Below are 23,850 nucleotides of genomic sequence, written 5' to 3'. Positions count from 1 at the left end.
GGCCTCAGCGCGCGACGGTGGCGGAGGCGGCGTCGGGCGTGGCGCTCGCAACTGCGGCGCCGGCCGGCTTCGCGCCGAGGTCGACCGTGCGCACCTTGTCGCCCACCTTCACGCGCTGCGAGCCTTCCATGAGCACGCGGTCGCCCGCGGCCAGGCCGTCGATCACCTGCCAGCGCGTGCCGATGGCGCGGCCGATGCGGATGGGCCGCTTCTGGACCTTGTCCTCGGCGTCGATCACCAGCGTGGAGGCGCTGCCGTCGGGCGCGCGCGTGACGGCCTGCTGCGGCACCAGCAGCGCGGCGTCGTTCACGCCTTCCTGCAGCACGGCGCGCACGTACATGCCGGGCATCAGCAGCTTGTCGGGGTTGGGCACCACGGCGCGCAACGTGACGCTGCCGGTGCCGGCATCGACCGTCACGCCGCTGAAGGTGAGGCGTCCGGCGTGCGGGTAGGGGCTGCCGTCTTCCAGCAGCAGCTGGATGCGCGCCTCGGCCTCGCTGGCGCGCTGCAGCCGGCCGCTGGCCAGCTCGCGCTTCAGGCGCAGCAGCTCGCTGCTGGACTGCGTGACGTGCACATGGATCGGGTCGAGCTGCTGCACGGTGGTCATGGCCGCCGCCTGGTTGGCTGTGACCAGCGCGCCCGGCGTGACGGTGGACAGCTCGGCCCAGCCGGTGATGGGCGAGGTGATGCGCGTGTAGCCCAGCTGGATGCGCGCGGACTGCTCGGCGGCGCGGGCCACGCCGAGGTCGGCCTCGGCCTGCTGCTCGGCGGCCTGGGTCTCGTCGAACACCTGGCGGCTGATGGCGTCGATCTTCACCAGCTCGGCATTGCGCTTGGCCACGGTGCGCGCCGTGGCCAGGGCCGACTCGGCCTTGCGCACGCTGGCCTGCGCGCTGGCGTGGGCGGCCTGCAGCGAGGCCGGGTCGAGCTGGTAGAGCACCTGGCCGGCCTTGACCTGCGAGCCTTCGGTGAAGAGCCGCTCCTTGAGGATGCCCCCGACCTGCGGGCGGATCTCGGCGATCACCGGGGCCGCGGTGCGCCCGGGCAGTTCGGTGCTCAGGGCCAGCACCTCGGACTTGAGCGTGACGATGCCGACTTCTTTCGCCGGAGCGTTGGCCGCCTTGGCCGCGCCGGGGGCCTCCACATGGGTGCGCGAGCACCCCGCGAGGGCGGCGGCGATGCACAGGGCCGTGAGGAGCGGGGCGGAGCGGGAGGCGAAGTGGACGGGCATGGACAGGCAGAAGTAACGAAAGCCAAAGATGGAGCGGGCTCGCGCCGTCGAGTTCAATGCCGCGGCGCGGGGGCGGCGAACTTTACAGAGCGGAAACCGTGCCATGTCCCGAGGGGACTGGCGGGTGGCGCCGAGTGTGCGGCCCCACAGTTAAGCGGGTGTGAAGCGGGGCATTGCCCGCATGAAAAACCCGCCGGCTACGGTTTCTTCCTGGCCTGCGCGACCAGGAAATCGACCAGCAGCTGCAGCGGCCCGACCTCGTTGTCGGTGCGGTAGAGGATGCCCAGCGGCGCGATGGGCGCGTTCATGCGCAGCGGCAGCTCGGCCACGGCCGCGCGGTCGAGCTGGTCGAGCACGGTGCGCGGAACCGGCACCACCACGTCGGGCTGCGAGAGCAGGGCGCGCACCAGGTGCGGCGTGAGCACCTGGATGGCGTGCGGGCGCGGCACGATCCGCTCGGCGGCCCAGGCGGCCTCCATCACCTGGCGCACCGCGAAGTGCGCGGGCGGCAGCACCCAGCGCGAATCGGCGAGGTCGCGCAGCCGCAGGCGCTTGCGCTGCACGGCCGGATGGCCGATGCCGGCGATGACCACCACTTCGTCGCTGCGCAGCGGCACGAAGCGGTGGGCGTCGGGCACGCGCGCCGGCTGGCGCAGCAGCACGGCGTCGAAGGCGCCCGCGCGCAGGCCGATCGTGAGCCGCTCGATGTTGCCTTCCTCGATGAACAGGCGCAGCTTGGGGTGCTTCGCATGCAGCAGGTTCAGCGCGGGCTGCAGCACGCTGGCGATGGCCGCCTCGATGGCGCCGATGCGCAGCGCGCGCGTCTCCTGCGCGGCCAGCGCCGCGAGGCCGTCGCTGGCCACCTGCATGGCGTCGATCACCATGCGCGCGTGCAACGCCAGCAGGCGCCCGGCCTCGGTGATGCGCATGCCGCGCGCGTGGCGCTCGAACAGCGGGGTGTCGAGCAGGCCCTCGACCTCTTGCAGCATCTGCGTGGCCGCCGGCTGGCTGATGTGGATCGCCTCGGCCGCGCGGCGCAGGTGCGAGTGCGCGGCCAGCGCGTCGATGAGCTTCAGGTGGCGCAGGCGCAGGCGCGCGAGCAGCCGTTCGTGCAGCACGGAAGAGGGTGTGGGCGTGTCGGCGGCCATCGATAGGCAATCATTATCAGTCGATGCAAAAGCGATTGGACGCCAATCGGTGGCCTTCCTACGCTCACGGGGTCGGGCGGCAGACAAGGGCGCATCGGCTGCCGGCCCGACGGGGCCGTGCGGACGAAGGGCTCCCGCCTGGCGGGTCCTTCCCTTTCTTGCTTTTCTCACAACACCTCACCATGTCCCACCGATTCCGTCCGGCCACGCGCCTGTGCCTGCCCATCGTCCTTGCCGTCTCGTCCCTGTGCGCTTCGGCGCAGGAGGCGCCTGCTGCGGCTGCTGCCGCATCGCCCGCGCCGGCCGCCGCCGTGCCGCTGTACCCGCTGATCGCCGAGCGTTCCAAGGCCATCGAGCAGAAGGTGATCGACTGGCGCCGCGACATCCACCAGCACCCCGAGCTGGGCAACCAGGAAAAGCGCACCGCCGCGCTGGTCGCGGCCCACCTGAAGGCGCTGGGCTACGAGGTGCGCGAGGGCGTGGCCGTGACCGGCGTGGTCGCCACGCTGCGCGGCGGTAAGCCCGGCCCGGTGGTGGCGTTGCGCGCCGACATGGACGCGCTGCCCGTGAAGGAACAGGTCGACGTGCCCTTCGCCTCCAAGGCGCGTGCCCAGTGGGGCTTTGCCACGGTCGACGTGATGCACGCCTGCGGGCACGACGGCCACGTGGCGATCCTCATGGGCGTGGCCGAGGTGCTGGCCTCGATGAAGGCGCAGCTGCCGGGCACCGTGAAGCTGATCTTCCAGCCGGCCGAAGAAAAACTGCCCAATGCCGAGATCGGCGGCGCGCGCCGCATGCTGGCCGAAGGCGCCTTCGACGCGCCCAAGCCCGACGCGGTGTTCGGCCTGCACCTGGTCTCGGCACTGAACACCGGGCAGATCGGCTACAAGCCCGGCCCCATCACCGCAAGCTCGGACACCTTCAAGGTCAGCGTGAAGGGCCGCCAGACGCACGGCTCGCAGCCCTGGAGCGGGGTCGACCCGATCGTGCTGGGCTCGCAGATCGTGCTGGGCTTCCAGACCATCGCGAGCCGCCAGGTCAACGTGACCAAGGAGCCATCCGTGTTGAGCGTGGGCACCTTCAATGCGGGCACGCGCTACAACATCATTCCGGATTCGGTGGAGATGAGCGGCACGCTGCGCACCTACGACGACGAGATGCGCCAGTTCATCATCAAGCGCATGGGCGAGACCGCCTCGCACATCGCGCAAAGCGGCGGCGGCACGGCCGAGGTCCGCGTTGAGGCCGACGGCTACGCCCCCACCGTGAACGACCCGGCCCTGACCGCCAAGATGCTGCCCAGCCTGCAGCGCGTGCCCGGCGCCACGCCGATCGTGATCCCCAAGGGCACGGGCGGCGAAGACTTCTCGTTCTTCGCGCAGAAGGCGCCCGGCCTGTTCGTGATGATCGGCGCCACGCCGCCCGGCCGCGACGCGAACAAGGCCGAGCCCAACCACTCGCCGCGCTTCTTCGTCGACGAGGCCAGCCTGCTGGTGGGCGTGCGCACGCTGACGCAGCTCACGGTGGACTACATGGCGGGCGCGCAGCAGCGCTGAACCGCGCCGGCTACAGGCTGGCGGTGATCCCGCCGTCCACGTACAGGATGTGGCCGTTGACGAAGCTCGAGGCGTCGCTGGCCAGGAAGATGGCCGCGCCGCCGAGCTCCTCGACCTCGCCCCAGCGCCCGGCCGGCGTGCGGCCTGAGAGCCAGCCGGTGAAGGCCTCGTCGGCCACCAGCGCCTGCGTCAGCTCGGTCTTGAAATAGCCGGGCCCCAGGCCGTTGACCTGGATGCCGTATGGGCCCAGGTCGATGGCCATGCCCTTGGTCAGCATCTTCACGGCGCCCTTGGTGGCGGCGTAGGGCGCGATGCCGGGGCGGCCCAGCTCGCTCTGCACCGAGCACACGTTGATGATCTTGCCGCGCCGGCGCTCGATCATGCGTTGCGCCACGAAGCGGCCCACCAGGAACACGCTGTCGATGTTGGTGGTGGTGATCCGGTGCCAGGCGTCGATCGGGAATTCGGCGAAGGGCCCGCGGTGCTGCATGCCGGCGTTGTTGACCAGGATGTCGATGGCGCCGATGTCGGCTTCCACTGCCGCCACGCCGGCTTCCACCGCCGCAGCGTCGGTCACGTCGAAGGCCGCCGCCTCGGCCGCCAGGCCCTTGGCGCGCAGCGCGTCGCATACCGCCGCCAGCGGGGCGGCGCTGCGCGCGTTGAGCACCACGCGCGCGCCGGCCGTGGCCAGTGCTTCGGCCAGCGCGTAGCCGATGCCCTTGCTGGCGCCGGTGACGAGGGCGGTGCGGCCCGAAAGATCGAACAGTTTCATCCAGCGCAGCTCCTGCAGGCGGGCCCCTGCCGGGCCCGGTGGATCGGTGTGTGACAGTGTGAATAAGTTACCGGTATCTATTTGGCGCGTCAACCGGGCGAATCCGGTCTTGCGGCCGTGCCGGGCGGGTGGATAGAGTTACCGGTATCCACCGTTCCATCCCTTTGCAGGAGACCCGCTTGACCGCCGACGCGACACCCCCTCACGTGCTCATGACGGGCGCGTATCCCGACTGGGACATGGCGCCGATGCAGGCGGCCTACACGCTGCACCGCCTCTGGGAGGCGCCCGACCGCGCCGCTTTTCTTGCCGCCCACGGGCCGCAGGTCCGCGCCATTGCGACGCGCGGCGACCTGGGCGCGAGCGGCGAGCTGATCGCCGCGCTGCCCAACCTGGAGCTGGTCGCCTGCTACGGCGTGGGCACCGATGCCGTCGACTTCGCCGCCTGCCGCGCGCGCGGCATCCAGGTGAGCAACACGCCCGACGTGCTCAATGGCGACGTGGCCGACCTCGCCGTGGGCCTGGCGATGGCGCTGCAGCGGTGCGTGCCCGCGGCCGACCTGTTCGTGCGCGGCGGCGCCTGGGTCCAGGGCGCGATGCCGCTGGCCACGCGCTTCTTCGGCCAGCGCGTGGGCATCGCCGGCTTCGGGCGCATCGGCCGCACCATCGCGCAGCGGCTGTCGGGCTTCGAGATGGAACTGGGCTACTTCACCCGCACGCCGCAACCGGACAGCCCGCACCGCCACTTCGCGAGCCTGGCGGCCATGGCCGACTGGTGCGATGTGCTGATCGTCATCCTGCCGGGCGGCGAGGCCACGCGCGGCATCGTCGATGCGCAGGTGCTGCAGGCGCTGGGGCCGCGGGGCTGGCTGGTGAACGTGTCGCGCGGCTCCACCGTGGACGAGGGCGCGCTGCTCGATGCGCTGGAGCGCAAGGCCATCGCCGGCGCCGCGCTCGACGTGTTCCTGAACGAGCCGCGCATCGACCCGCGCTTTGCGCTGCTCGACAACGTGGTGCTGCACCCGCACAACGGCAGCGGCACCGAGCAGACCCGCCGCGCCATGGGCGAGCTGGTGCGCCGCAACCTCGAGGCCCACTTCGCAGGCCGCCCCCTCGTCACACCCGTGGCCTGAAAGGAAAAAATTCCATGCGTCTACGCTGCATGTGCCTCGTGATCCACGCGCCCGACGACCTGCGGCTCGACGCGCAGGAGGTGGACGAGATCGGCCCCGGCCAGGTGCTGGTGAAGGTCGGCATGGGCGGCATCTGCGGCTCCGACCTGCACTACTTTCGCCACGGCGGCTTCGGCACCGTGCGCATCCAGGAACCCATGGTGCTCGGCCACGAGGTGGCCGGCACCGTGGTGGCGGTGGCGCCCGGCGTGCAGACCGTGCGCATCGGCGACAAGGTGGCGGTGAACCCCAGCCGCCCCTGCGGCGCCTGCAAGTTCTGCCTCGAAGGCCTGCCCAACCAGTGCCTGGAGATGCGCTTCTACGGCAGCGCGATGCGCACGCCGCACGTGCAGGGCGCGTTCCGCGACATGCTGCTGTGCGAGGCCACGCAATGCGTGAAGGTGGACGCGCACGTGCCGCTGCGCCTGGCCGCGCTGGCCGAGCCCTTCTCGGTCGGGCTGCATGCGGTGTCGCGCGCCGGCTCGCTGCTGGGCAAGCGCGTGCTGGTGTCGGGCTGCGGACCGATCGGCGTGCTGGCCATCGCGGCGGCACGCGTGCACGGCGCGGCCGAGATCACGGCCACCGACGTGGTCGACGAGCCGCTGGCCGTGGCGCGTGCGATGGGGGCGGACCACGCCATCAACGCCGCGAGCGACACCGGCTGGGTGGCGGCGCACGCGGCCGGCAAGGGCAGCTTCGACGTGATGCTCGAATGCTCGGGCAACGAGCGCGCGCTGCGCGACGGGCTGGAGACCATGCGCCCGCGCGGCGTGGTCGTGCAGCTGGGCCTGGGCGGCGACGTGCGCATTCCGCAGAACCTCGTGGTGGCCAAGGAGCTCAGCATCTGCGGCTCGTTCCGCTTCCACGCCGAGTTCGCGCTGGCCGTGCGCCTCATCAACGAAGGCCGCGTCGACCTGTCGCCGGTGGTGTCGCACACCTTCCCGATGGGGCAGGCGCGCGAGGCCTTCGAGCTGGCGAGTGATCGGCAGAAGGCGATGAAGGTGCTGATCGACTTTGCGGATACCGCGGCCGTCTCGCAGTGAGCGAATGCCGGGTGTCTTGATCGGTCAGCGAACGGATTTGAAATAGACCCCGTTCGGGGTCGTCCTCGTCGAGGTTCTTGCCTCCCGCGTCGATGTGACGGGGGCTCGCTTCACTGCGGTTCACAGCGGCTGCGCCAGCGCATCCGAAAGCGGAAACAGGTGCTGCGCGATGAAGTCCACGAACACACGGATCTTGGGCGACAGCTGCCGGCTCGACGGCCACAGCACGTGGAAGATCATGTGTTCGTGGTTGTGGTCGTCCAGCACCGTGACCAGGCGGCCCTGTTCCAGTTGCTGGCGCACGGCGATCTCCGGCACGCAGGCAATGCCCAGCCCCTGCTCGGCAAAGCAGACCTGCGGATCGAGCGTGTTGGTCACCATGCTGGCCGGCAGGTCGATGGCGGGCGCGCCGGCCGCAAGGCCCAACGGCCACACGTCCAGCTTGCCGGTGCTGGGAAAGCGATAGAGCAGGCAGGCGTGGCTTGCCAGGTCTTGCGGTTCGCGCGGCACGCCGGCCCGGCGAAAGTAGGCCGGCGCACCGACGATCACCTTGCGGCAGGAGCCGATGCGGCGCGCCATCAACCGTGAATCGCTGGGCTCGCCGGTGCGGATGACCGCGTCGAAGCCTTCCTCGATGACGTCCACCAGCCGGTCGGCGTAGTCGATGTCCAGTTCGATGTCGGGGTAGAGCCGCTTGAACGCCGCCAGCTTGGGCATGAACAGCGTGCCCACCGACGGCAGGCTGATGCGCAGCTTGCCGCGGGGTGCGCTCTGTGTCTGCAGCAGTTCCGCTTCGGCCGATTCCACCTCGCAGAGGATGCGCCGGCAGCGCTCCAGGAACAGCGCGCCTTCCGGCGTCAGGTGGACGGTGCGCGTGGAGCGATGGAACAGCCGCACGCCCAGCCGTTCTTCGAGCCGCACGATGGCCTTGCTGACGGCCGAGGCCGAGATGCCCAGCTGCTGCCCCGCGGCCGTGAAGCTGCGCGTTTCGCCAGCGCGAACGAAGACGTTCAGCGAACCCAGGTTGTCCATGGCCTGACTTTGATTGATGACTTGGGAGTCATATGTATTTGAAACTTTAGCCCATTTTTCATTGATGCATTCCCGCTCACACTGCGGTGAACGCCAACGCGGGCCACCCGGCCAACGCGGGCACAGACGATGGAAAACAACTGAATGACCACCACAACCGCCACCGTGGGCCAGCGCGCTGAACGACTGCCCGTGGCCGCCTTGCTGGCCTTGTCGATGACCGGCTTCCTGGCACTGCTGACGGAGACGATGCCGGCCGGCATGCTCTTGCGCATCAGCCAGGACCTGGGCGTGTCGGAAGCGCTCGCGGGCCAGTTCGTGACCCTCTATGCCATCGGCTCGCTGGTCGCGGCCATTCCGCTGACGGCGGCCACGTTGGGCTGGCGGCGCCGGCCGTTGCTGATCGCGGCGCTGGTCGCCGTTCTGGCCTTCAACACGCTCACGGCGCTGACGTCGAGCTATGCCGTCGCGCTGGTTGCGCGCTTCATGGCCGGCATGGCGGGCGGTCTGATCTGGGGAATGCTGGCGGGCTATGCGCGGCGCATGGTGCCCGAGCACCTCAAGGGGCGCGCGCTGGCAGTGGCCGGGCTGGGGGCACCGCTGGCGTTGTCGCTGGGCGTCCCGCTGGGGACGTTGATGGGCGCCACGCTGGGCTGGCGCACCGCGTTCGGCGGCATGTCGCTGCTCACGCTGGCGGTGATGGCCTGGGTCTTCCTGCAGGTGCCCGACTACCCGGGGCAGGCGGCCGAAAAGCGCGCGCCGGTGCGCCGGATCTTCGTCACGCCCGGCGTGCGACCGGTGCTGGCCGTGCTTGCGCTGTGGGTGCTGGCGCACAGCATTCTCTACACCTACGTGATGCCGTTCCTGGCGCCGGCCGGCCTGTCCGATCGGGTCGATGCGGTGCTGCTGGTCTTCGGCGTGGCGTCGCTCGCGGGCATCTGGATCAGCGGGCTGCTCATCGACCGCATGCTGCGCTCGCTGGTGCTGCTCGCCCTCGCGGGCTTTGCGCTGGCGTCGCTGGCCCTGGGCGTCGCCGGCACGCAACCGGTGGTGGTCTATGTCGCGGTGGCCGCGTGGGGGCTGACCTTCGGCGGCTCCGGGGCCTTGCTGCAGACCGCGTCGGCCGAAGCAGCCGGCCCCGGCGCGGACGTGGCGCAATCCATTCTCGTGACGGTGTGGAACATCGCCATCGCGGGCGGCGGCATCGTCGGTGGCGTGCTGCTGGAGACATCGGGCGTCGGCGCTTTTCCGTGGGCATTGCTGGCGCTGTTGCTTCCCGCCCTTCTGATTGCCTGGGCATCGCGTGCGCACGGTTTTCCCGCGAAGCCGCACCGGTCGTCCCACTGATTCCGAAGGGCGCGGCGCATATCGCGCGCAACCGCCTCAGGAGCTTTCGCGCTGCTCGATGTGGAACGGGATCATCACCGTCTCCGTCGGCGGCCGGTGCCCGTCCCGCGCACCGTCCATCACACGCAGCAGCAGTTCGCCCGCCGCCTTGCCGATACCCACGCAGTCCACCGCCACGGTGGTGATGCGCGGATGGCAGGCGCGCGCGACTTCGAAGTCGCCGAAGCCCGCGATCGCGATGCGGCCCGGCACGTCCCAGCCCTGGCGCTGGCATTCCATCAGCGCACCGAAGGCCGACAGGTCGGACACGCAGAGCACCGCGTCGACGTCGGGCCATTGGCGCATCAGCTGGCGCACGGCCTCGCCGCCTTGCACCATCGAGATCGGCGGTTCGCCGAAGCTGATGACCCGCCCGTCGGGCAGCCCGAGCTCGCGGATCGCGCGGGCGTAGCCGCGCTGGCGGTCGGCGCCGCGCGTGTCGCGCCCGGAGGTGCCGCCGATGAAGGCGATGCGCCGGTAGCCGCGCCCGTGCAGGTGGTGCACCATCGCCGCCGCCGCGTCGGCGTTGGAAAAACCCACCGTGTGCCCGAGCGGCTCGGCCGGCAGGTCCCAGGTCTCGACCACCGGCACGCCGGCGGCCTGCAGCATGGCGCGCGCGGCGGGCGTGTGGCTGCCGCCCGTGAGGATCACGCCCTCGGGCCTGCGCATCAGCATGGAGCGGATCAGCCGCTCCTCGGTGTCCTGGCGGTAGTCGGTGTGGCCCAGCAGCGGCTGCAGCCCGCGCGCCTCGAGCGCGGCGGTGATGCCTTGCGCGGTGTCCGAGAAGTTGGAGTTGTTGAGCGAGGGGATCAGCACCGCCACGAAGCCCGAGCGCTTGCTCGAGAAGGTGCGCGCGGTCTGGTCGATGACGTAGCCCATCTCTTCGCAGGCCGCGAGGATGCGCGCGCGCAGTGCCTCGGAGGCCAGGCGCCCGCTGCCGGGGCGGCGGTTGAGTGCGCGCGAGACCGTCATCTTCGAGACGCCCACGCGCGCGGCCACGTCGGCCATGGTCACCGGACGGGCGGGGGGCGCGGCGGCCTGCGGGCGCGGGGGCAAGGTGCGGTCTCGCGGGGGAGGGGCCCGCTCAGAGCCAGTTGCCGCCCTGCGGCATCTGGATCTGCTCGGCCGGATCGCCGCCCGTCACGAACGAGCCGATGACGATGCTCAGCAGCGAGATGAAGATGCTCGCGAACAGCGCAGTCCAGAAACCCGACACCTTGAAGCCCTTCACCAGCGCCGCCACCAGCAGGATCATCAGCGCGTTGATGACCAGAAGAAACAGCCCGAAGGTCAGCAGCGTCAGCGGCAGCGTGAGCACGATCAGCAGCGGCTTGACGATGGCGTTGGCCAGGCCGAGCAGCAGCGCCGACACGATCAGCGCCGAGGTGCTCTCGAACTTGAGGCCCTTGAAGAGATGGCTGGCGACCCACAGCGAGATGCCGGTGATGGCCCAGTGGACGAGGAAAGGGGTGATGTGGTTCAGCATAGGGTGCGGTGTGTGGCGGCAGGCGTCATGGTAATGCGGGGCGCCGCAGTGGACCGGCCACGGGCAGGCGCGGGCGGATTTTCTGCGCGGGGTGGCTCGAACAGCAGGGGGCGGCCCGTTAAGATCGCGACCTTCCGGCGCCTGCGCGGGCGTTTGTCTCCATCCTTCTTTGGTTTGGCCGAATCCACCACGGTCATGCACCCATGGCGAATGCGTCGATCGCAAGCGTGACACCTGCACCGGCATCGGCCGACGAAGCCGAGTCGTGGGTGCGCGGGGAACTCATCCGCAGCCTGATGCGCTCGGCGCGCGGCTCCTACCTCGTCTCGGCGGCATTGATGCCCGCCATGGTCGGCCTGAGCTGGGGCCACGTGCCCCGCTGGGAGCTGCTGACCTGGCTGGCCGCCGGCCTGATCGCCACCGCCTGCCGGGCCTGGGGCGCACGTGTGTACGCCGTGCGCTACGCCGGGCGCAGCGCCGTCGCACAGCAGCAGTTCACCGATCGCTACGGCTTCGTGTGGAGCACCAGCGCGGTGGTCTGGGGCTGCTCGGTGCTGCTGTTCTTCGAGCGCACGCCGCAGGTCAACCAGTTCATGAGCTGGCTCATCGTGGCCGGCGTGGGCACCTTCCCGCTCAACGGGCTGGCGCTGCACCCGCCGCTGCTCAAGCGCTACGTCAACACGCTGTTCATCACCATGCTCGGCGCGGTGCTGGTGCGCCTCGTGGCCGTGACCTTGCAGAGCCCGCAGTTCCAGTACGGCTACCTGATGCCGCTGCTGCCGATCCTGCACTGGTTCCTGCTGCTGCGCGCCGGGCGCAACATCCATGAGACCGCGCGCAACAGCCTGGAGCTGCTGTTCCACAACCACATCCTGATCAAGTCGCTCACGCAGCAGCGGCAGGCAGCGGTGTCGGCCGTGGCCATGAAGAACCGCTTCCTGGCCAGCGCCGCGCACGACATGCGCCAGCCCGTGCTGGCGCTGTCGCTGTACGCCGACTGGCTGCGCAACGAGCCCGAGCTGGTGCTCGAGCTCGCGCCGAAGATCGTGCGCGCCACCCACGCGGTGAACGCGCTGTTCGACTCCATGTTCGACCTGGCGCGTATCGACGCGGGCCAGGTGCGCCTGCACATCGAGCGCGTCGACGTGGCCGAGCTGCTGCACGACCTCGAGCTGCAGTACCGCCCCGTCGCCGAGAGCCGCGGCCTGGACTTCCGGGTGCACGTGACCGAGGGCTCGTTCCTCACCGACCCGATCCGCGTGCGCCGCATGATCGGCAACCTGCTCGCCAACGCCATCAAGTACACGACCGAAGGCGGCGTGCTGCTGGCCGCGCGCCAGACCCGCGAGGGCATGCGCGTGGAGGTGTGGGACACCGGCATCGGCATCGCGCCCGAGCACCTGCGCGACGTGTTCCTCGAGTTCTACAAGGTCGCCGACCACGCCGGCACCTCCGACGGCTTCGGCCTCGGCCTGGCCATCGTCGCGCGGCTGTCGCACGTGCTCGGCCACCCGGTCAGCGTGCGTTCGCGCCTGGGCAGCGGCAGCGTGTTCCGCGTGGCGCTGCACGACGCCGACGAGGCGGTGGCGCAGGCGCGGGTGAGTGCGTCGGGCGGCTGAGCGGCGCTCGATCACACAGGTGCCGCAAAGCCGCGTCGAGCGCGCGAATGCGTCGCCGGCTCTGCTATCTTCCCTGTCAATACACAAGGGAGGATCAGGCGATATGGCGATTCAGTTCAAACATGCGTTGGGCGTTGCGGCGCTCGCATTGCTGACCGCATGCGGTGGTGGAGGTGGTGGCGGCGGAGGGCCTGTCTTCGGCCTGCCTTCGCCAAATTCGGGCACGGGCACGGGCGGGCCTGCCGGCCCCTCGGAGCCGGAGACGCCGGCACCCGTCGGGGATGAACCGCCGCAAGCCCGCGTGGCGAAACCCGCCGACACGACCCTGGGGCTGGTCCTCAAGCTCGATGGCCGCACGAGCCAGGCGGCGCAAGGGCGTTCGCTGCGCTACGTGTGGGTGCTGCAGTCCAAGCCCTTGAACAGCAAGGCGGTGCTCGCTGGCGCCGACAGTGCAACTCCTTCTTTCCTCCCGGACGTTCCCGGCGAGTTCGTGGTTCGCCTGGTGGTGAACGATGGGGTGAAGGACAGCGAGGCGGCCTACCTGACGGTCACGCCCACCGCGCCGGCGGCGGGGCCACATCTGAAGTTCGCGTTGATCGAGACGCTTGCCGCGCCGGACAACGGAAGCAGGTACACCCCCGATGTGGGGTGCAATGGCTATCGGCTCGAGACGTACTTCAAGGATTTCTGGCCATCGGGGTTCGATGTCGGAAGTTGCTCCATCCCCATGCCAGGCTTTGAACTTCGCGGCTATCTGTCCGGATCGGGTGGAAGCTTCAATGGCGCCAGTCCACATCGCATGGGCGAATTGGTTCTGGCGACCCCCGGAACGTTTCCTGCGGATACGCCGGTCACGTCGGTCAGCACGGCCTATGACATTGGCGCAAATGCCGTGGTGTTGGCGCAGACCCCGATCGGCAAGAGTGCGGGATTCGCTTTCCGCTACAGCCTGGAAGGGGCCCGGATGATCTACTGGCCGGATGATCCGCGCGTTGCCATCCAGCGGCCCAAGGCGCGATATCGCATTACCGGAACGGTGGTACCGACCAATGCACCTCGCGGGTGGGAGGTCACGGGACAGACCTCGGTTCGCATCGTGGTCACCTTGATCACCGATCGGGACAGTCCGTACGTCAAGGTCCCCGTCTATTCAAAGACGTTCGACACGGAGTTTTCCGAGAACGTCGAGCTCGACCTCAATGCGGCGGTCTATCAAGTGGTGCCGAACACGCAGGGGATCTACACCGTCGAGGTCGTGCATCAGCTCGTGTACCGGCGAAAGCCCTCCTGAGCGGATGAACGGAGGCGCCTGCAGGGGGCGCCTCCATGAAAAAACCGCGCACGAGGCGCGGTTCCTGATCAAGCCAGCAGCTTCGCGGGCTCAGCCCGACAGCAATCCATTCGTCCGTGCATAGTGCAAGGCCTGCGTACGGCTCTTCACGCCCAGACGGCGGAACAGGCGCCACAGGTGCACCTTCACCGTGTGTTCGCTGATCTCCAGGTCGGTCGCGATGTCGCGGTTGCTCATGCCCTTGTCGAGCATGGCGATCAGCTGGGTCTGGCGCTTGGAGAGCTTGCCGCTGTTGGCGGCCGGCATCTCCTCGGTGTCGTCTTCCGACCCGGCCATCAGCAGGCCGCGCAGGGCGGCTGCCAGCTCGTTGGAGCTGGCCGACTTTTCGATGTAGGTGTCGGCGCCGGCCTCGATGCAGGCGTCTTCCATGTCGGCGGCCGGGGCCGCCGAGTACACGGCGATCGGCACGTTCGGATAGACCTGCTTGACCGCGATCACGCCCGAGACGCCATTGGTGTCCGGCAGCTTCAGGTCCAGGCAGAAAAGAGTGGGCGCGCCACGCTGCTGGACCGAACTGGCGAGCTTGTCGAGCCGCTCGAGCTCGACGATGTTCTCGGCGGGGCGCAGGCGTCGCAGGACCATCACGATCGCGTCGCGCATCAGGGGGTGGTCGTCGATGACATAAATGCTCATGTTTTCTTCCTTTGTGATCGCACCGTCTTCTCTCTTGTCACGCCCGCCGGCGGATGGCCCGCGGGTTGTTGCCGGATCAATGTCCCTGGGTGGTGGACGTTGCCTCCGCCAGTGCCTCCAGCGCCTCGGTGGCGGCGCGAGCCTGTTGCGCGTCGACCGGTTCGAGCTGCGCGGCCAGTGCCGTGAGCGCCGCGCCGCGTTGCGCCTGCAAGTCGGCGATGGTACGGCCGGCTTCCTGCGGCGACGCGAATCCACGGCTTTGCAAAAGGGTTTCGCCGCGCGCATCGAGCAGCTTGAAATAGAACAGGCCGTCGGCCTTCTCGCGGTATTGCTTGAAGCTGGGCTTCGCCACCTTGGCGGCCTTGGCACCGGCGCCGTCGCGGCCCGCCGCGAGGTTGCGCAGGCCGACCGCATGGCGCAGCGAGGTCATGAAGGGGCGCGACAGCTTGCGCGCCTTCTCGGCGCCCAGCAGCAGGATGCGTTCGATCTCGGCCGGGTCGTTCATGAGCGCCTCGTAGCGCGCGCGCAGCGGCGCCACTTCGCGGTCGATGCGCTCGAACAGCACCTGCTTGGCGTCGCCCCAGGCGATGCCGTCGGCGTACGCCTTGCGCAGGGCTTCGGTTTCCTCGGCGCTGGCGAAGGCCTGGTAGATCTGGAACAGGGCCGAGCCCTCGGTGTCCTTGGGCTCGCCGGGCGCGCGCGAGTCGGTGACGATGCTGGCGATCTGCTTTTGCAGCTGCGCGCGCGGTGCGAACAGCGGGATCGTGTTGTTGTAGCTCTTGCTCATCTTGCGGCCGTCGAGGCCGGGCAAGGTGGCGACCGCATCGTCGATCTCGGCGTCGGGCAGCGTGAAGTGCTCGCCGTACTGGTGGTTGAAGCGCTGCGCCATGTCGCGCGCCATCTCGATGTGCTGCACCTGGTCGCGGCCCACGGGCACCTTGTGGGCGTTGAACATCAGGATGTCGGCGCCCATCAGCACGGGGTACATGAACAGGCCCGCCGTGACGTCGGCATCGGGTTCTTCGCCCTTGGCGATGTTCTTGTCGAGCTGGGCCTTGTAGGCATGGGCGCGGTTGAGCACGCCCTTGCCGGTGACGCAGGTCAGGAACCAGGTGAGCTCGGTGATCTCGGCGATGTCCGACTGGCGATAGAAAGTGACGCGTTCGGGGTCGAGGCCGCAGGCCAGCCAGCTGGCGGCGATCTCGAGCGTGGAGCGCTGGATGAGCGCCGGCTCCTGCACCTTGATGAGCGCGTGGTAGTCGGCCAGGAAGAAGTAGCTCTCGACGCCGGCCGCGACGCTCTGGCGCACCGAGTGGCGAATGGAGCCGACGTAGTTGCCGAGGTGGGGCGTGCCCGACGGCGTGATGCCGGTCAGGACGCGCAGGGGAGCGGGAGAAGACGAAGCCATGTGACGGAAGGAGAGACTTAGAGCAGCATTGCCTTGAGCGGCGTGATGAGCAGGTTGACCACGAAGTAGCCGGCATCCATCAGCGGGCGCAGCCAGTAGTTGCTGACGATGCCGGCAAGCACCAGCGCCATCACGATGAAGAAACCGTAGGGCTCGATGCGCGCCAGGAAGTTCTGCGCCGGGCCGCTGGGCAGCAGGCCGGCCAGCACGCGGCCGCCGTCGAGCGGGGGCAGCGGGAACAGGTTGAAGGCCCACATCACGAGGTTGACCAGCACGCCGCCCTGGCACATCTTGATGAAAAAGGTTTCATTGACGCCGGCCGCGACGATGACGATGAGCAGCACGGCCCACAGGATGGCCTGGATGAAATTCGAGGCCGGGCCCGCGAGCGCGACCCACACCATGTCGCGCTTGGGATGGCGCAGGCGGTTGAAGTTGACCGGCACCGGCTTGGCATAACCGAACAGGAAGGCGCCCGAGGTCGCGAAGTACAGCATCAGCGGCATCAGGATGGTCCCGATGGGGTCGATGTGCTTCAGCGGGTTGAGCGTCACGCGGCCCATCATGGCCGCGGTGTTGTCCCCGAAGTGGCGGGCCACGTAGCCGTGCGCCGCTTCGTGCACGGTGATCGCGAAGATCACCGGCAGTGCGTAAATCAGAACGGTCTGTATCAGATTGGAAATATCCACTGCGCGATTGTGTCAGAGAGGAATGAGGCGGCCGAGCCGTTTGTCAGAGGCCAAGCACCGCGAGTGCACCCCGGCCCTGGCGCACCACGACCGGGTCGTCGCCCGTGCCCATGGGCGTGAGGTCGACCACGGTGGTCGGCTGCGACGGGCAGGCGCCGGCGTCGATGACGGCGCCGATCTGCTTCTCGAAGCGCTCGCGGATTTCCTGCGCGTCGTTCAGCGCCTCGGTCTCGCCGGGGGCGATGAGGGTGGTGGCCAGCAGCGGCGCGCCGTGCAGTTCCAGCAGTTCCAGCAGCACCTTGTGGTCGGGCACGCGCAGGCCGATGGTCTTGCGCTGCGGGTGGCTCACGCGGCGCGGCACTTCCTTGGTGGCTTCGAGCAGGAAGGTGTAGGGCCCGGGCGTGGCGGCCTTGAGCAGGCGGTACTGCTTGTTGTCGACGCGCGCGTAGTTGGCCAGCTCGCTCAGGTCGCGGCACAGCAGCGTGAGGTGGTGCTTCTCGTCGACCTGGCGGATGCGGCGCAGTTGGTCGACCGCGTCCTTGTCGTCCAGGTGGCAGGCCAGCGCGTAGCTGGAGTCGGTGGGCACGGCCACGATCTCGCCGCGCGCGAGCAGCGCCACGGCCTGCTTCAGCAGGCGCTGCTGGGGGTTCTCGGGGTGGACTTCGAAGTACTGGGCCATGGTGTGGGTTGCTCCTGATCAGGATTCCGCAGGCTCGATCGGCACGCGCCGCTCGCGCACGGTGAGCCACGCGCCGGCGGCGCCGCACACGGCGATCATCGCCATGCCGATCAGCGAGAAGCGGTCGGGCACGTGGGAAAAGATGAGCCAGCCGCCCAGCATCGCGAAGGCGATCTGCGCGTACAGGTACGGGGTGAGGGTGGAGGCGGGCGCGCGCTGGTAGGCCAGGATCAGCATGAAGTGTCCCACCGTGCCCATGAAACCCATGAGGCACAGCAGCGCCCACCATTCCCACGAGGGCAGGGCGGTCCAGGCGAAAGGCACGGCCACCGAGGCCAGCAGCGTGCCGACCCAGCCCGTGTAGAAGTGCATGGTCAGCGGGTTCTCGGTCTGCGCGAGCTTGCTCGTGAGCACCTGGAACCAGGCGTTGGTCAGCACCAGCCCCAGCGGCAGCAGCACGGCCCAGCTGAAGCTGCCGCCGCCCGGTCGCAGGATGACCAGCGTGCCGATGAAGCCGCCGGCCACCAGCGTCCAGCGCAGCGGCGACACCTGCTCCTTGAGCGTGGTGGCGGCCAGCAGCGTGATCACCAGCGGCGCGATCAGCACGATCGACGTGAACTCGGCCAGCGGCATGTAGCGCAGGCTCAAAAAGGCAAAGAGGCTCGAGCCCAGCAGCAGCGCCCCGCGCAGCGCCTGGTAGCGCGGGTGCTGCGTGCGCAGCAGGGCCGTGCCGCGCAGCGGCAAGAGCACCAGCGTGGTGGCCACGGCCTGGAAGGCGTAGCGGAACCACACGCCCATGAGGATCGGCACGGCGAGCGTCGAATACTTGGTGGCGGTGTCGAGCGTGGCGAAGCAGGCCACCGCCAGAATGACCAGCCCGATGCCCGCCAGGATGCGTTCGGATTCGGTGCGGCGGCGGGTTTGCGCTGCGGCGCGTGCCTGGGCGAGCGCGGCGGTGGCCGCGCTGTCGATGCCGGGCCCGGGGCTCTGGCTCACTGCTGGATGCGGTGGCCGAGCAGTTCCCACACCGGCGTGAGGCTGCCGGGCAACGGTGGCAGCTTGCCGAGATCGCAATGGCTCTCGTCGGGGCTGTGGAAATCGCTGCCGCGCGAGGCGGCGAAATCGAACTCGAGCGCCTTGTCGGCGTACTCGACGAACTCGGCCGGCGTGTGGCTGCCCGTGACGACCTCGATCGCCTGGCCGCCGTGCGCCTTGAATTCGAGGAACAGCGCGTACTCCTCGTTGGCCGTGAACTTGTAGCGGCCCGGGTGCGCGATCACGGCCATGCCCTTGGCGGCGGTGATCCAGTGCACGGCATCCTTCAGCGAGGCCCAGCGGTGCGGCACGTAGCCGGGCTTGCCTTCGGTGAGGAACTTGCGGAACACCTCGGGGGTGTCGCGGCAGTGGCCCTGCTCGACCAGGAAGCGCGCGAAGTGCGTGCGCGAAATGAGTTCGGGGTTGCCGACGAACTTGAGCGCGCCTTCGTAGGCGCCGTGGATGCCGACCTTGGCCAGCCCCTCGGACATTTCCTGCGCGCGCTTGCCGCGCCCGCCGCGCGTGTCGTACAGGCCCTGCGACATGGCGGCGTCGTCGGGGTCGAAACCCAGGCCGACGATGTGCACGGTTTCGTTCGCGAAGGTCACCGAGATCTCGGTGCCCGTGAGGTAGCGCATGCCGTTTTCGCGCGCGGCCGCGGCGGCGCGGTGCTGGCCGCCGACCTCGTCGTGGTCGGTGAGGGCCCAGAGCTCGACCCCGTTGGCGGCGGCGCGGGCTGCCAGCGCTTCGGGCGTCAATGTGCCGTCGGAGACCACGGAGTGGCAGTGAAGATCGGCATTGAGAGTAGAAGACACCGGCCGATTCTAGGCGCTCTCGCCCGCCGACACCGGCGTGTGGATGCTTCGCGGTGCTACTAGATAAATAGCATTAACCTCATCGCCCAAGCGGCTTGGCGCGCGCCGTCCCGTGGGCGCTCAGGCGCGCAGGTCGTGCCTGACGAGGTCGGCGGCGCGCTCGGCGATCATGATGATCGGCGCGTTCGTGTTGCCCGACACCAGCCGCGGCATCACCGAGCCGTCCACCACGCGCAGCCCTTGCAGGCCATGGACCCGCAGGCGGGCATCCACCACCGCAGCGCCATCGTCGGCGGGGCCCATGGCGCAGGTGCCCACCGGATGGAAGATGCTGCCGCCGCGGCGGCGCACCCAGTCCAGCAGCTGCGCGTCGCTGGCCAGCGCGGGCCCGGGCTCGTGCTCCTGCGCCAGGTAGCGCGCCAGCGGCGGTGCGGCGGCGATCTCGCGCATCTTGCGCACCAGCCGCACGGCCAGCGCGCGGTCGGCTTCGTGCGACAGGTAGCGCGGCTGGATCGACGGCGCCGCCAGCGGATCGGCCGAGCGCAGCATGATCTCGCCGCGGCTGTGCGGGCGCAGCAGGCAGGCCGACAGCGTCACGCCCGGGAATGGATGCGGCGGCTGGTGCGGCCGCTCGAAGCTCACCAGCCCGAAGTGGATCTGCGCATCGGGCCACCCCGCGGCGTCGTCGCCCGCCGGAAAGAAGGCGCCGGCGCGGTAGACGCCGCCGTTCAGCGCGCCGCCGCGCGTCAGCAGGTAGCGCATGAACTCGCGCGCGCTGCGCCAGCGGCTGTGGGCGATGTCGTTGAGCGTCTCGATGCCGTGGCAGCGGTAGCTGGGCCGCACCTGCAGGTGGTCCTGCAGGTTGCGCCCCACGCCCTCGAGCGGCGCCACCACCGGCAGGCCGAGGCGCCCCAGCAGCCCGGCCGGCCCCACGCCCGAGAGCTGCAGCAGCTGCGGCGACTGGATGGCGCCGGCGCTCAGGATCACCTCGTGCCGCGCCGAGACGCGTTCGGCCTTGCCGTCGCGCACATATTCCACGCCGACGGCGCGCCGCCCCTCGAAGCACACGCGGGTCGCCTGCGCGCCCGACAGCACGCGCAGGTTGGGCCGGCCCCGCGCCGGCGCCAGGAAGGCCCGCCCGGTGTCCATCCGCTGCCCGTTGCGCGTGGTCATCCGGAAGTAGCCGGCGCCGCTGTTGTCGCCGCCGTTGAAGTCGGCCGTGGGCGCGATGCCGGCGTGCGCCGCCGCGGCGATGAAGGCATCCGACAGCGCATCGCGCGGCAGCGCGGACACCCACAGCGGCCCATCGGCCGCGGGCTGCGACCGGTCGAAGTAGGGGCGCACGCTGTCCCAGTCCCAGCCCGGGTTGCCCAGCGCGGCCCACTGGTCGTAGTCGGCGCGGTGGCCGCGCAGGTACAGCATGCCGTTGATGAGGCTGGAGCCGCCCGGCCCCCGCCCGCGCGGCCAGGGCAGGCGGCGCTGTGCCATGTCCGGCTCGGGGTCGGTTTCGAAGCGCCAGTCGTGCCGGGGGTGGCCCACCGTCTTGAAGTAGCCGATGGGAATGCGCAACCACGGGTTGCGCGAGGGCCGCCCCGCCTCGACCAGCACCACCTGCAGCGCGGGGTCTTCGCTCAGGCGGGCGGCCAGCACGCAGCCCGCCGAGCCGCCCCCGACGATCACGATGTCTGCCTGCATCGCCCGCTCAGTCGGCCTTGATGCCGGCGTTGCGGCCCAGGCGCAGCCACTTGTCCGACTCGGCCGCCAGCACGGTGCGAAAGCGCGCCGGCGTCATCGGCTCCGGCTCAAGCGCCAGCGTGGCCAGGCGCTCGCGCACCTCGGGGGCGGCCAGCGCCTTGGCGAGCGCATCACTGAGCCGCTCGACGATCTCGCGCGGCGTGCCGCTGCGCACCGTCATGCCGTCGAAGGAGCGCAGCTCGAAGCCCGCGTAGCCCTGCTCGATCATCGTGGGCACGGCGGGCAGGGCCGGCAGGCGGTGCGCACCGGTCACCGCGAGCGCGCGCAGCTTGCCGGCCTGGATCTGCGGCAATGCGGCTGATGCGGTCAGGAACATGGTGTCCAGGCGCCCGGCCAGCAGGTCGCCCACCGCCATCGGGAACTGGTTGTACGGCACGTGCGTGAGCTGGCTGCCGGTCTGCTGGGCGAACAGCGCGCCGGCCAGGTGCGCCGGCGTGCCGTTGCCGCCGGAGCCGAAGCTCAGCGTGCCCGGCCGCGCCTTGGCCGCGGCCTCCAGCTCGCGCGGCGAGCCCAGCGCCGAGGCGGCGGGCGCCACCAGCACGTTGTAGCTCCAGGCCGTCATGCCGACCGGCTCCAGGCTCTTGAGCAGGTCCAGCGACTGGCCGGGGAACAGCAGCGGCGCCACCAGCGAGGCCGACGACAGCATGTAGACCGTGTAGCCGTCGGCCGGCTGGCGCAGCACCTCGCCCAGGCCCACGGTGCCGGCCGCGCCCGGCCGGTTCTCGACGAACACGGTCTGGCCCAGCCCGCCCGCCATGCGCTCGGCCACCACGCGGCCCGCCACGTCCGCCGGCGTGCCGGGCGCCCACGGCACGATCAGGCGCACGGGCCTGGACGGGTACGCCTGGGCCGCCGCACCGGCGGGCAGCAGGCCGGCCAGCAGGGCGGCAGCCATGAGGGCGGCGCAAAGGGATCGCTTCGTCGGTTCGGTCGTCGCGGGTCTCCGGGGTGCCAGGGGGTGGGCGGATTCTGGGCAGGCCGGGGGAGGGCGACAAATGAGAAATCCGAGCGTACTCATACCGTTGCCGATATAAATGGCCATGGCCTCCTTCCTGGAACGAAACCTCACGCTGCGCCAGCTGCGGCTGCTCAGCCAGCTGGGCCGCACGCTCAGCCTGAGCAAGTCGGCCGAGCTGCTCAACACCACCCAGCCCGCGCTGTCGCGCACGCTGGCCCAGCTCGAGGCCACGCTGCAGGTGCGCCTGTTCGAGCGCACCACCAAGCGCATCTCGCCCACGGCGGCGGGGCTGAGCATGGTCCGGCATGCCGACCGCGTGCTGGGCGAGCTGATGCTGGCCGAGGAGTCGCTGCGCGACCTGCGCGTGGGCGTGAGCGGCGAGTTGCGCCTGGGCGTGCTGCCCGTGTTCTCGGCGCAGCGGCTCGCGGCCGCGCTGCTGCAGGCCTCGCAGATGCTGCCCCACGTGCGCCCGATGGTGCAGACGCTGGAGATCGAGGACCTGCACGGCGCGCTGCAGGACGGGCGCATCGACCTCATGCTCGCGCACGCGGAGTGGACGGTCGACCTCAACCGCGTCGAGGTCACGCCGCTGTACGAGGAGTTCAGCAGCATCGTGGCGGCGCCGCGGCACCGGCTGGCGCTCAAGCGCGCGCCGACCTGGGCCGAGGCCGCCAACGAGCGCTGGGTGCTGCCGCCGCACCGCACGCCTCTGCGGCCCAAGCTGGACCGCATGCTGTCGGTGCACCGCCGCCCGGGCGGGCCGCATCCGGCCGACATCCAGGCCGACTCGGCCCCGCTCGCGCTGCACCTCGTGCGCAGCTCGGGCCTGCTGTGGGCCACCGCCAACCACTACGCCGAAGACTTCGAGCGGCGCGGGCTCGTGCGCCGCATCGCCATGCCGGGCGAGCTGCTGCGCGGCCCCATGTGCGCCTTCCGCCTGCGCAGCGAGGCGATGAACACGCCCACGCGCGTCTTCCTGCAATGCATGCAGGACGCGGCCGTTGCGCCGCTGCCGTCGGATTGAGTGCGGCCGCGCCTCAGCGCTTCTTGCGAAACGCCGTCCAGGCGGCCACGGCGGTGAAGGTGGCGACGATCGCCACCACGATCCAGAACCCGTGCTTGTGTTCCGCCAGCGGGATGCCGCCCACGTTCATGCCGAACAGGCCGGCCAGGATGTTGATCGGCAGCGCCAGCACCGTGACCACTGTCAGCACGAACAGGCTGCGGTTGTTGTCCTCGTTGACGTTGGCGGCGATTTCTTCCTGCAGCAGCTTGATGCGCTCCTGCAGCGCTTGCATGTCGCGCAACACCACCGAGAACTCCTCGGTCGAGCCGCGCAGCTCCTGCACGTCGGGCTCGGCCATCCAGGCCGGCGGGCCCTGCAGCAGGCGGAACAGCGCGGCCGGCTCGGGCGCCAGCAGCCGCTGCAGCCGCACCAGCAGCCGGCGCAGCACGCCCAGGCGCGCGCGCTTGTGGTCCAGGCGCCCGGCCAGCAGCTCGTCCTCGATGCGGTCGATGCGCGAGGTGACGCCGCGCACGATCTTCACCAGCACGTCGGCCTGCGCGCGCAACAGGTGCTCGAGCAGCTCGGTGCTCGAGCGCGGCGCCTCGCCCGCCTTCACGGCCGTGCGCAGCGCGTCGACCGAACGCAGCGGCTTGGTGCGCGCCGTGACCACCAGGCGCGGGCCGACGCTGATCCACAGCGTGGAAATGTCGGACGGCTCGAAGCTGAACTCGAAGTGCACGTCGTTGATGACCGCGATCAGCGAGTCGTCCGCGCGCTCGATGCGCGTGGAGGGCAGGCCCTCGTGCAGCGTCTCGTAGAAGGTGTCCGACAGCGCCGCGTGCCGCGTCAACCAGCGCTCCGCGTGCGCGTGGCTGAGGTTGAAGTGCAGCCACACGTAGGCGCCGCCGTCGTCCTCCGCGCTGTTGTGCGCAGCCAGCCACGCGGCGGCCTGCGCCGAATCGATCGCCCGCGCGGGCTCCGGCGCCGCGGCATCGAACAGGTAGCCGCAGATCAGCCCGGCTTCGTCGCCGCCGTAGGTCTGGGCGGACAGGTCATGGAATACCGACGACAAGGTG

Annotated in this window: 22 protein-coding genes; 7 read left to right on the top strand and 15 right to left on the bottom strand. The window is 70.0% G+C overall.

Annotated features, from left to right (window positions below):
• Window positions 1–4: 4 nt before the first annotated feature.
• Window positions 5–1,231 carry an efflux RND transporter periplasmic adaptor subunit gene (locus AC07Q9_RS03920; RefSeq protein ID WP_495307498.1) on the bottom strand — a complete coding sequence of 409 codons (1,227 nt, stop codon included), beginning with the start codon at window positions 1,229–1,231 and terminating at the stop codon, window positions 5–7.
• A gap of 197 nt (window positions 1,232–1,428) precedes the next feature.
• On the bottom strand, window positions 1,429–2,379 hold the full coding sequence (locus AC07Q9_RS03915; protein ID WP_492677431.1) for a LysR substrate-binding domain-containing protein: 951 nt from the start codon (window positions 2,377–2,379) through the stop codon (window positions 1,429–1,431).
• Window positions 2,380–2,561: 182 nt separating this feature from the next.
• Between AC07Q9_RS03915 and AC07Q9_RS03910 the strand changes: the two genes are divergently transcribed.
• Window positions 2,562–3,935 (top strand): amidohydrolase, encoded by a 1,374-nt coding sequence (locus tag AC07Q9_RS03910; protein WP_495307496.1) that lies wholly within the window; start codon window positions 2,562–2,564, stop codon window positions 3,933–3,935.
• Window positions 3,936–3,945: 10 nt separating this feature from the next.
• On the opposite strand, the gene AC07Q9_RS03905 is transcribed toward AC07Q9_RS03910, so the two are convergent.
• On the bottom strand, window positions 3,946–4,707 hold the full coding sequence (locus tag AC07Q9_RS03905; RefSeq protein WP_495307495.1) for a glucose 1-dehydrogenase: 762 nt from the start codon (window positions 4,705–4,707) through the stop codon (window positions 3,946–3,948).
• Between the two features lie 179 nt (window positions 4,708–4,886).
• Between AC07Q9_RS03905 and AC07Q9_RS03900 the strand changes: the two genes are divergently transcribed.
• Together AC07Q9_RS03900 and AC07Q9_RS03895 are read left to right on the top strand one after the other, a co-directional pair.
• A complete protein-coding gene (locus AC07Q9_RS03900; protein WP_495307493.1) occupies window positions 4,887–5,840 on the top strand; it encodes a 2-hydroxyacid dehydrogenase in 954 nt (317 codons plus the stop codon).
• Between the two features lie 14 nt (window positions 5,841–5,854).
• Window positions 5,855–6,922, top strand: a complete 1,068-nt coding sequence (locus tag AC07Q9_RS03895) for an L-idonate 5-dehydrogenase (protein ID WP_495307492.1) — start codon at window positions 5,855–5,857, stop codon at window positions 6,920–6,922.
• 120 nt (window positions 6,923–7,042) lie between these two features.
• Here the strand turns inward: AC07Q9_RS03895 and AC07Q9_RS03890 are convergent, their stop codons facing one another.
• Window positions 7,043–7,954, bottom strand: coding sequence for a LysR family transcriptional regulator (locus tag AC07Q9_RS03890; RefSeq protein WP_495307490.1), 912 nt, complete (start codon window positions 7,952–7,954; stop codon window positions 7,043–7,045).
• Window positions 7,955–8,098: 144 nt separating this feature from the next.
• On the opposite strand from AC07Q9_RS03890, the gene AC07Q9_RS03885 reads away from it, so the two are divergent.
• A complete protein-coding gene (locus tag AC07Q9_RS03885; RefSeq protein WP_495307488.1) occupies window positions 8,099–9,301 on the top strand; it encodes an MFS transporter in 1,203 nt (400 codons plus the stop codon).
• A 36-nt stretch (window positions 9,302–9,337) separates the two neighbouring features.
• Here the strand turns inward: AC07Q9_RS03885 and AC07Q9_RS03880 are convergent, their stop codons facing one another.
• A complete protein-coding gene (locus tag AC07Q9_RS03880; RefSeq protein ID WP_495308216.1) occupies window positions 9,338–10,348 on the bottom strand; it encodes a LacI family DNA-binding transcriptional regulator in 1,011 nt (336 codons plus the stop codon).
• 76 nt (window positions 10,349–10,424) lie between these two features.
• The gene (locus AC07Q9_RS03875) at window positions 10,425–10,826 is read right to left on the bottom strand and encodes a phage holin family protein (RefSeq protein WP_489059527.1); all 402 of its coding nucleotides are present in this window, start codon (window positions 10,824–10,826) and stop codon (window positions 10,425–10,427) included.
• A gap of 203 nt (window positions 10,827–11,029) precedes the next feature.
• Here AC07Q9_RS03875 and shkS point away from each other — a divergent pair, with 203 nt between their 5' ends.
• Together shkS and AC07Q9_RS03865 are read left to right on the top strand one after the other, a co-directional pair.
• On the top strand, window positions 11,030–12,445 hold the full coding sequence (gene shkS, locus AC07Q9_RS03870) for a surface-behavior sensor histidine kinase ShkS (RefSeq protein WP_489059525.1): 1,416 nt from the start codon (window positions 11,030–11,032) through the stop codon (window positions 12,443–12,445).
• A 103-nt stretch (window positions 12,446–12,548) separates the two neighbouring features.
• Complete coding sequence (locus AC07Q9_RS03865; RefSeq protein ID WP_495307487.1) at window positions 12,549–13,736, top strand: hypothetical protein; 1,188 nt, start codon at window positions 12,549–12,551, stop codon at window positions 13,734–13,736.
• A gap of 90 nt (window positions 13,737–13,826) precedes the next feature.
• Here the strand turns inward: AC07Q9_RS03865 and AC07Q9_RS03860 are convergent, their stop codons facing one another.
• From AC07Q9_RS03860 to AC07Q9_RS03825, 8 genes are all read right to left on the bottom strand, one after another.
• Window positions 13,827–14,429 (bottom strand): LuxR C-terminal-related transcriptional regulator, encoded by a 603-nt coding sequence (locus AC07Q9_RS03860; RefSeq protein WP_056578680.1) that lies wholly within the window; start codon window positions 14,427–14,429, stop codon window positions 13,827–13,829.
• A 76-nt stretch (window positions 14,430–14,505) separates the two neighbouring features.
• Window positions 14,506–15,837, bottom strand: a complete 1,332-nt coding sequence (locus AC07Q9_RS03855) for a tryptophan--tRNA ligase (RefSeq protein WP_095744105.1) — start codon at window positions 15,835–15,837, stop codon at window positions 14,506–14,508.
• Between the two features lie 17 nt (window positions 15,838–15,854).
• Complete coding sequence (locus AC07Q9_RS03850; RefSeq protein ID WP_489059521.1) at window positions 15,855–16,526, bottom strand: site-2 protease family protein; 672 nt, start codon at window positions 16,524–16,526, stop codon at window positions 15,855–15,857.
• 43 nt (window positions 16,527–16,569) lie between these two features.
• The gene (locus tag AC07Q9_RS03845) at window positions 16,570–17,205 is read right to left on the bottom strand and encodes an L-threonylcarbamoyladenylate synthase (RefSeq protein WP_489059519.1); all 636 of its coding nucleotides are present in this window, start codon (window positions 17,203–17,205) and stop codon (window positions 16,570–16,572) included.
• A gap of 18 nt (window positions 17,206–17,223) precedes the next feature.
• Window positions 17,224–18,201 (bottom strand): DMT family transporter, encoded by a 978-nt coding sequence (locus tag AC07Q9_RS03840; protein ID WP_307694629.1) that lies wholly within the window; start codon window positions 18,199–18,201, stop codon window positions 17,224–17,226.
• A complete protein-coding gene (locus tag AC07Q9_RS03835; protein ID WP_062482136.1) occupies window positions 18,198–19,055 on the bottom strand; it encodes a 3',5'-nucleoside bisphosphate phosphatase in 858 nt (285 codons plus the stop codon). The genes AC07Q9_RS03840 and AC07Q9_RS03835 overlap by 4 nt, the downstream gene beginning before the upstream one ends.
• Before the next feature lie 120 nt (window positions 19,056–19,175).
• A complete protein-coding gene (locus tag AC07Q9_RS03830) occupies window positions 19,176–20,750 on the bottom strand; it encodes a GMC family oxidoreductase (RefSeq protein ID WP_495307486.1) in 1,575 nt (524 codons plus the stop codon).
• 7 nt (window positions 20,751–20,757) lie between these two features.
• Window positions 20,758–21,705 (bottom strand): Bug family tripartite tricarboxylate transporter substrate binding protein, encoded by a 948-nt coding sequence (locus AC07Q9_RS03825; RefSeq protein WP_495307485.1) that lies wholly within the window; start codon window positions 21,703–21,705, stop codon window positions 20,758–20,760.
• Between the two features lie 145 nt (window positions 21,706–21,850).
• Between AC07Q9_RS03825 and AC07Q9_RS03820 the strand changes: the two genes are divergently transcribed.
• Entirely contained in the window at window positions 21,851–22,792 is a 942-nt protein-coding gene (locus tag AC07Q9_RS03820) for a LysR family transcriptional regulator (RefSeq protein WP_495307484.1), read from the top strand.
• Window positions 22,793–22,805: 13 nt separating this feature from the next.
• Here AC07Q9_RS03820 and AC07Q9_RS03815 read toward each other — a convergent pair whose 3' ends face one another.
• The gene (locus tag AC07Q9_RS03815) at window positions 22,806–23,846 is read right to left on the bottom strand and encodes a transporter (RefSeq protein ID WP_495307483.1); all 1,041 of its coding nucleotides are present in this window, start codon (window positions 23,844–23,846) and stop codon (window positions 22,806–22,808) included.
• Window positions 23,847–23,850 lie beyond the last annotated feature (4 nt).

This window comes from Variovorax sp. GW821-FHT09A10 (assembly GCF_059418385.1).
This window is presented reverse-complemented; position numbering and strand designations above follow the sequence as displayed.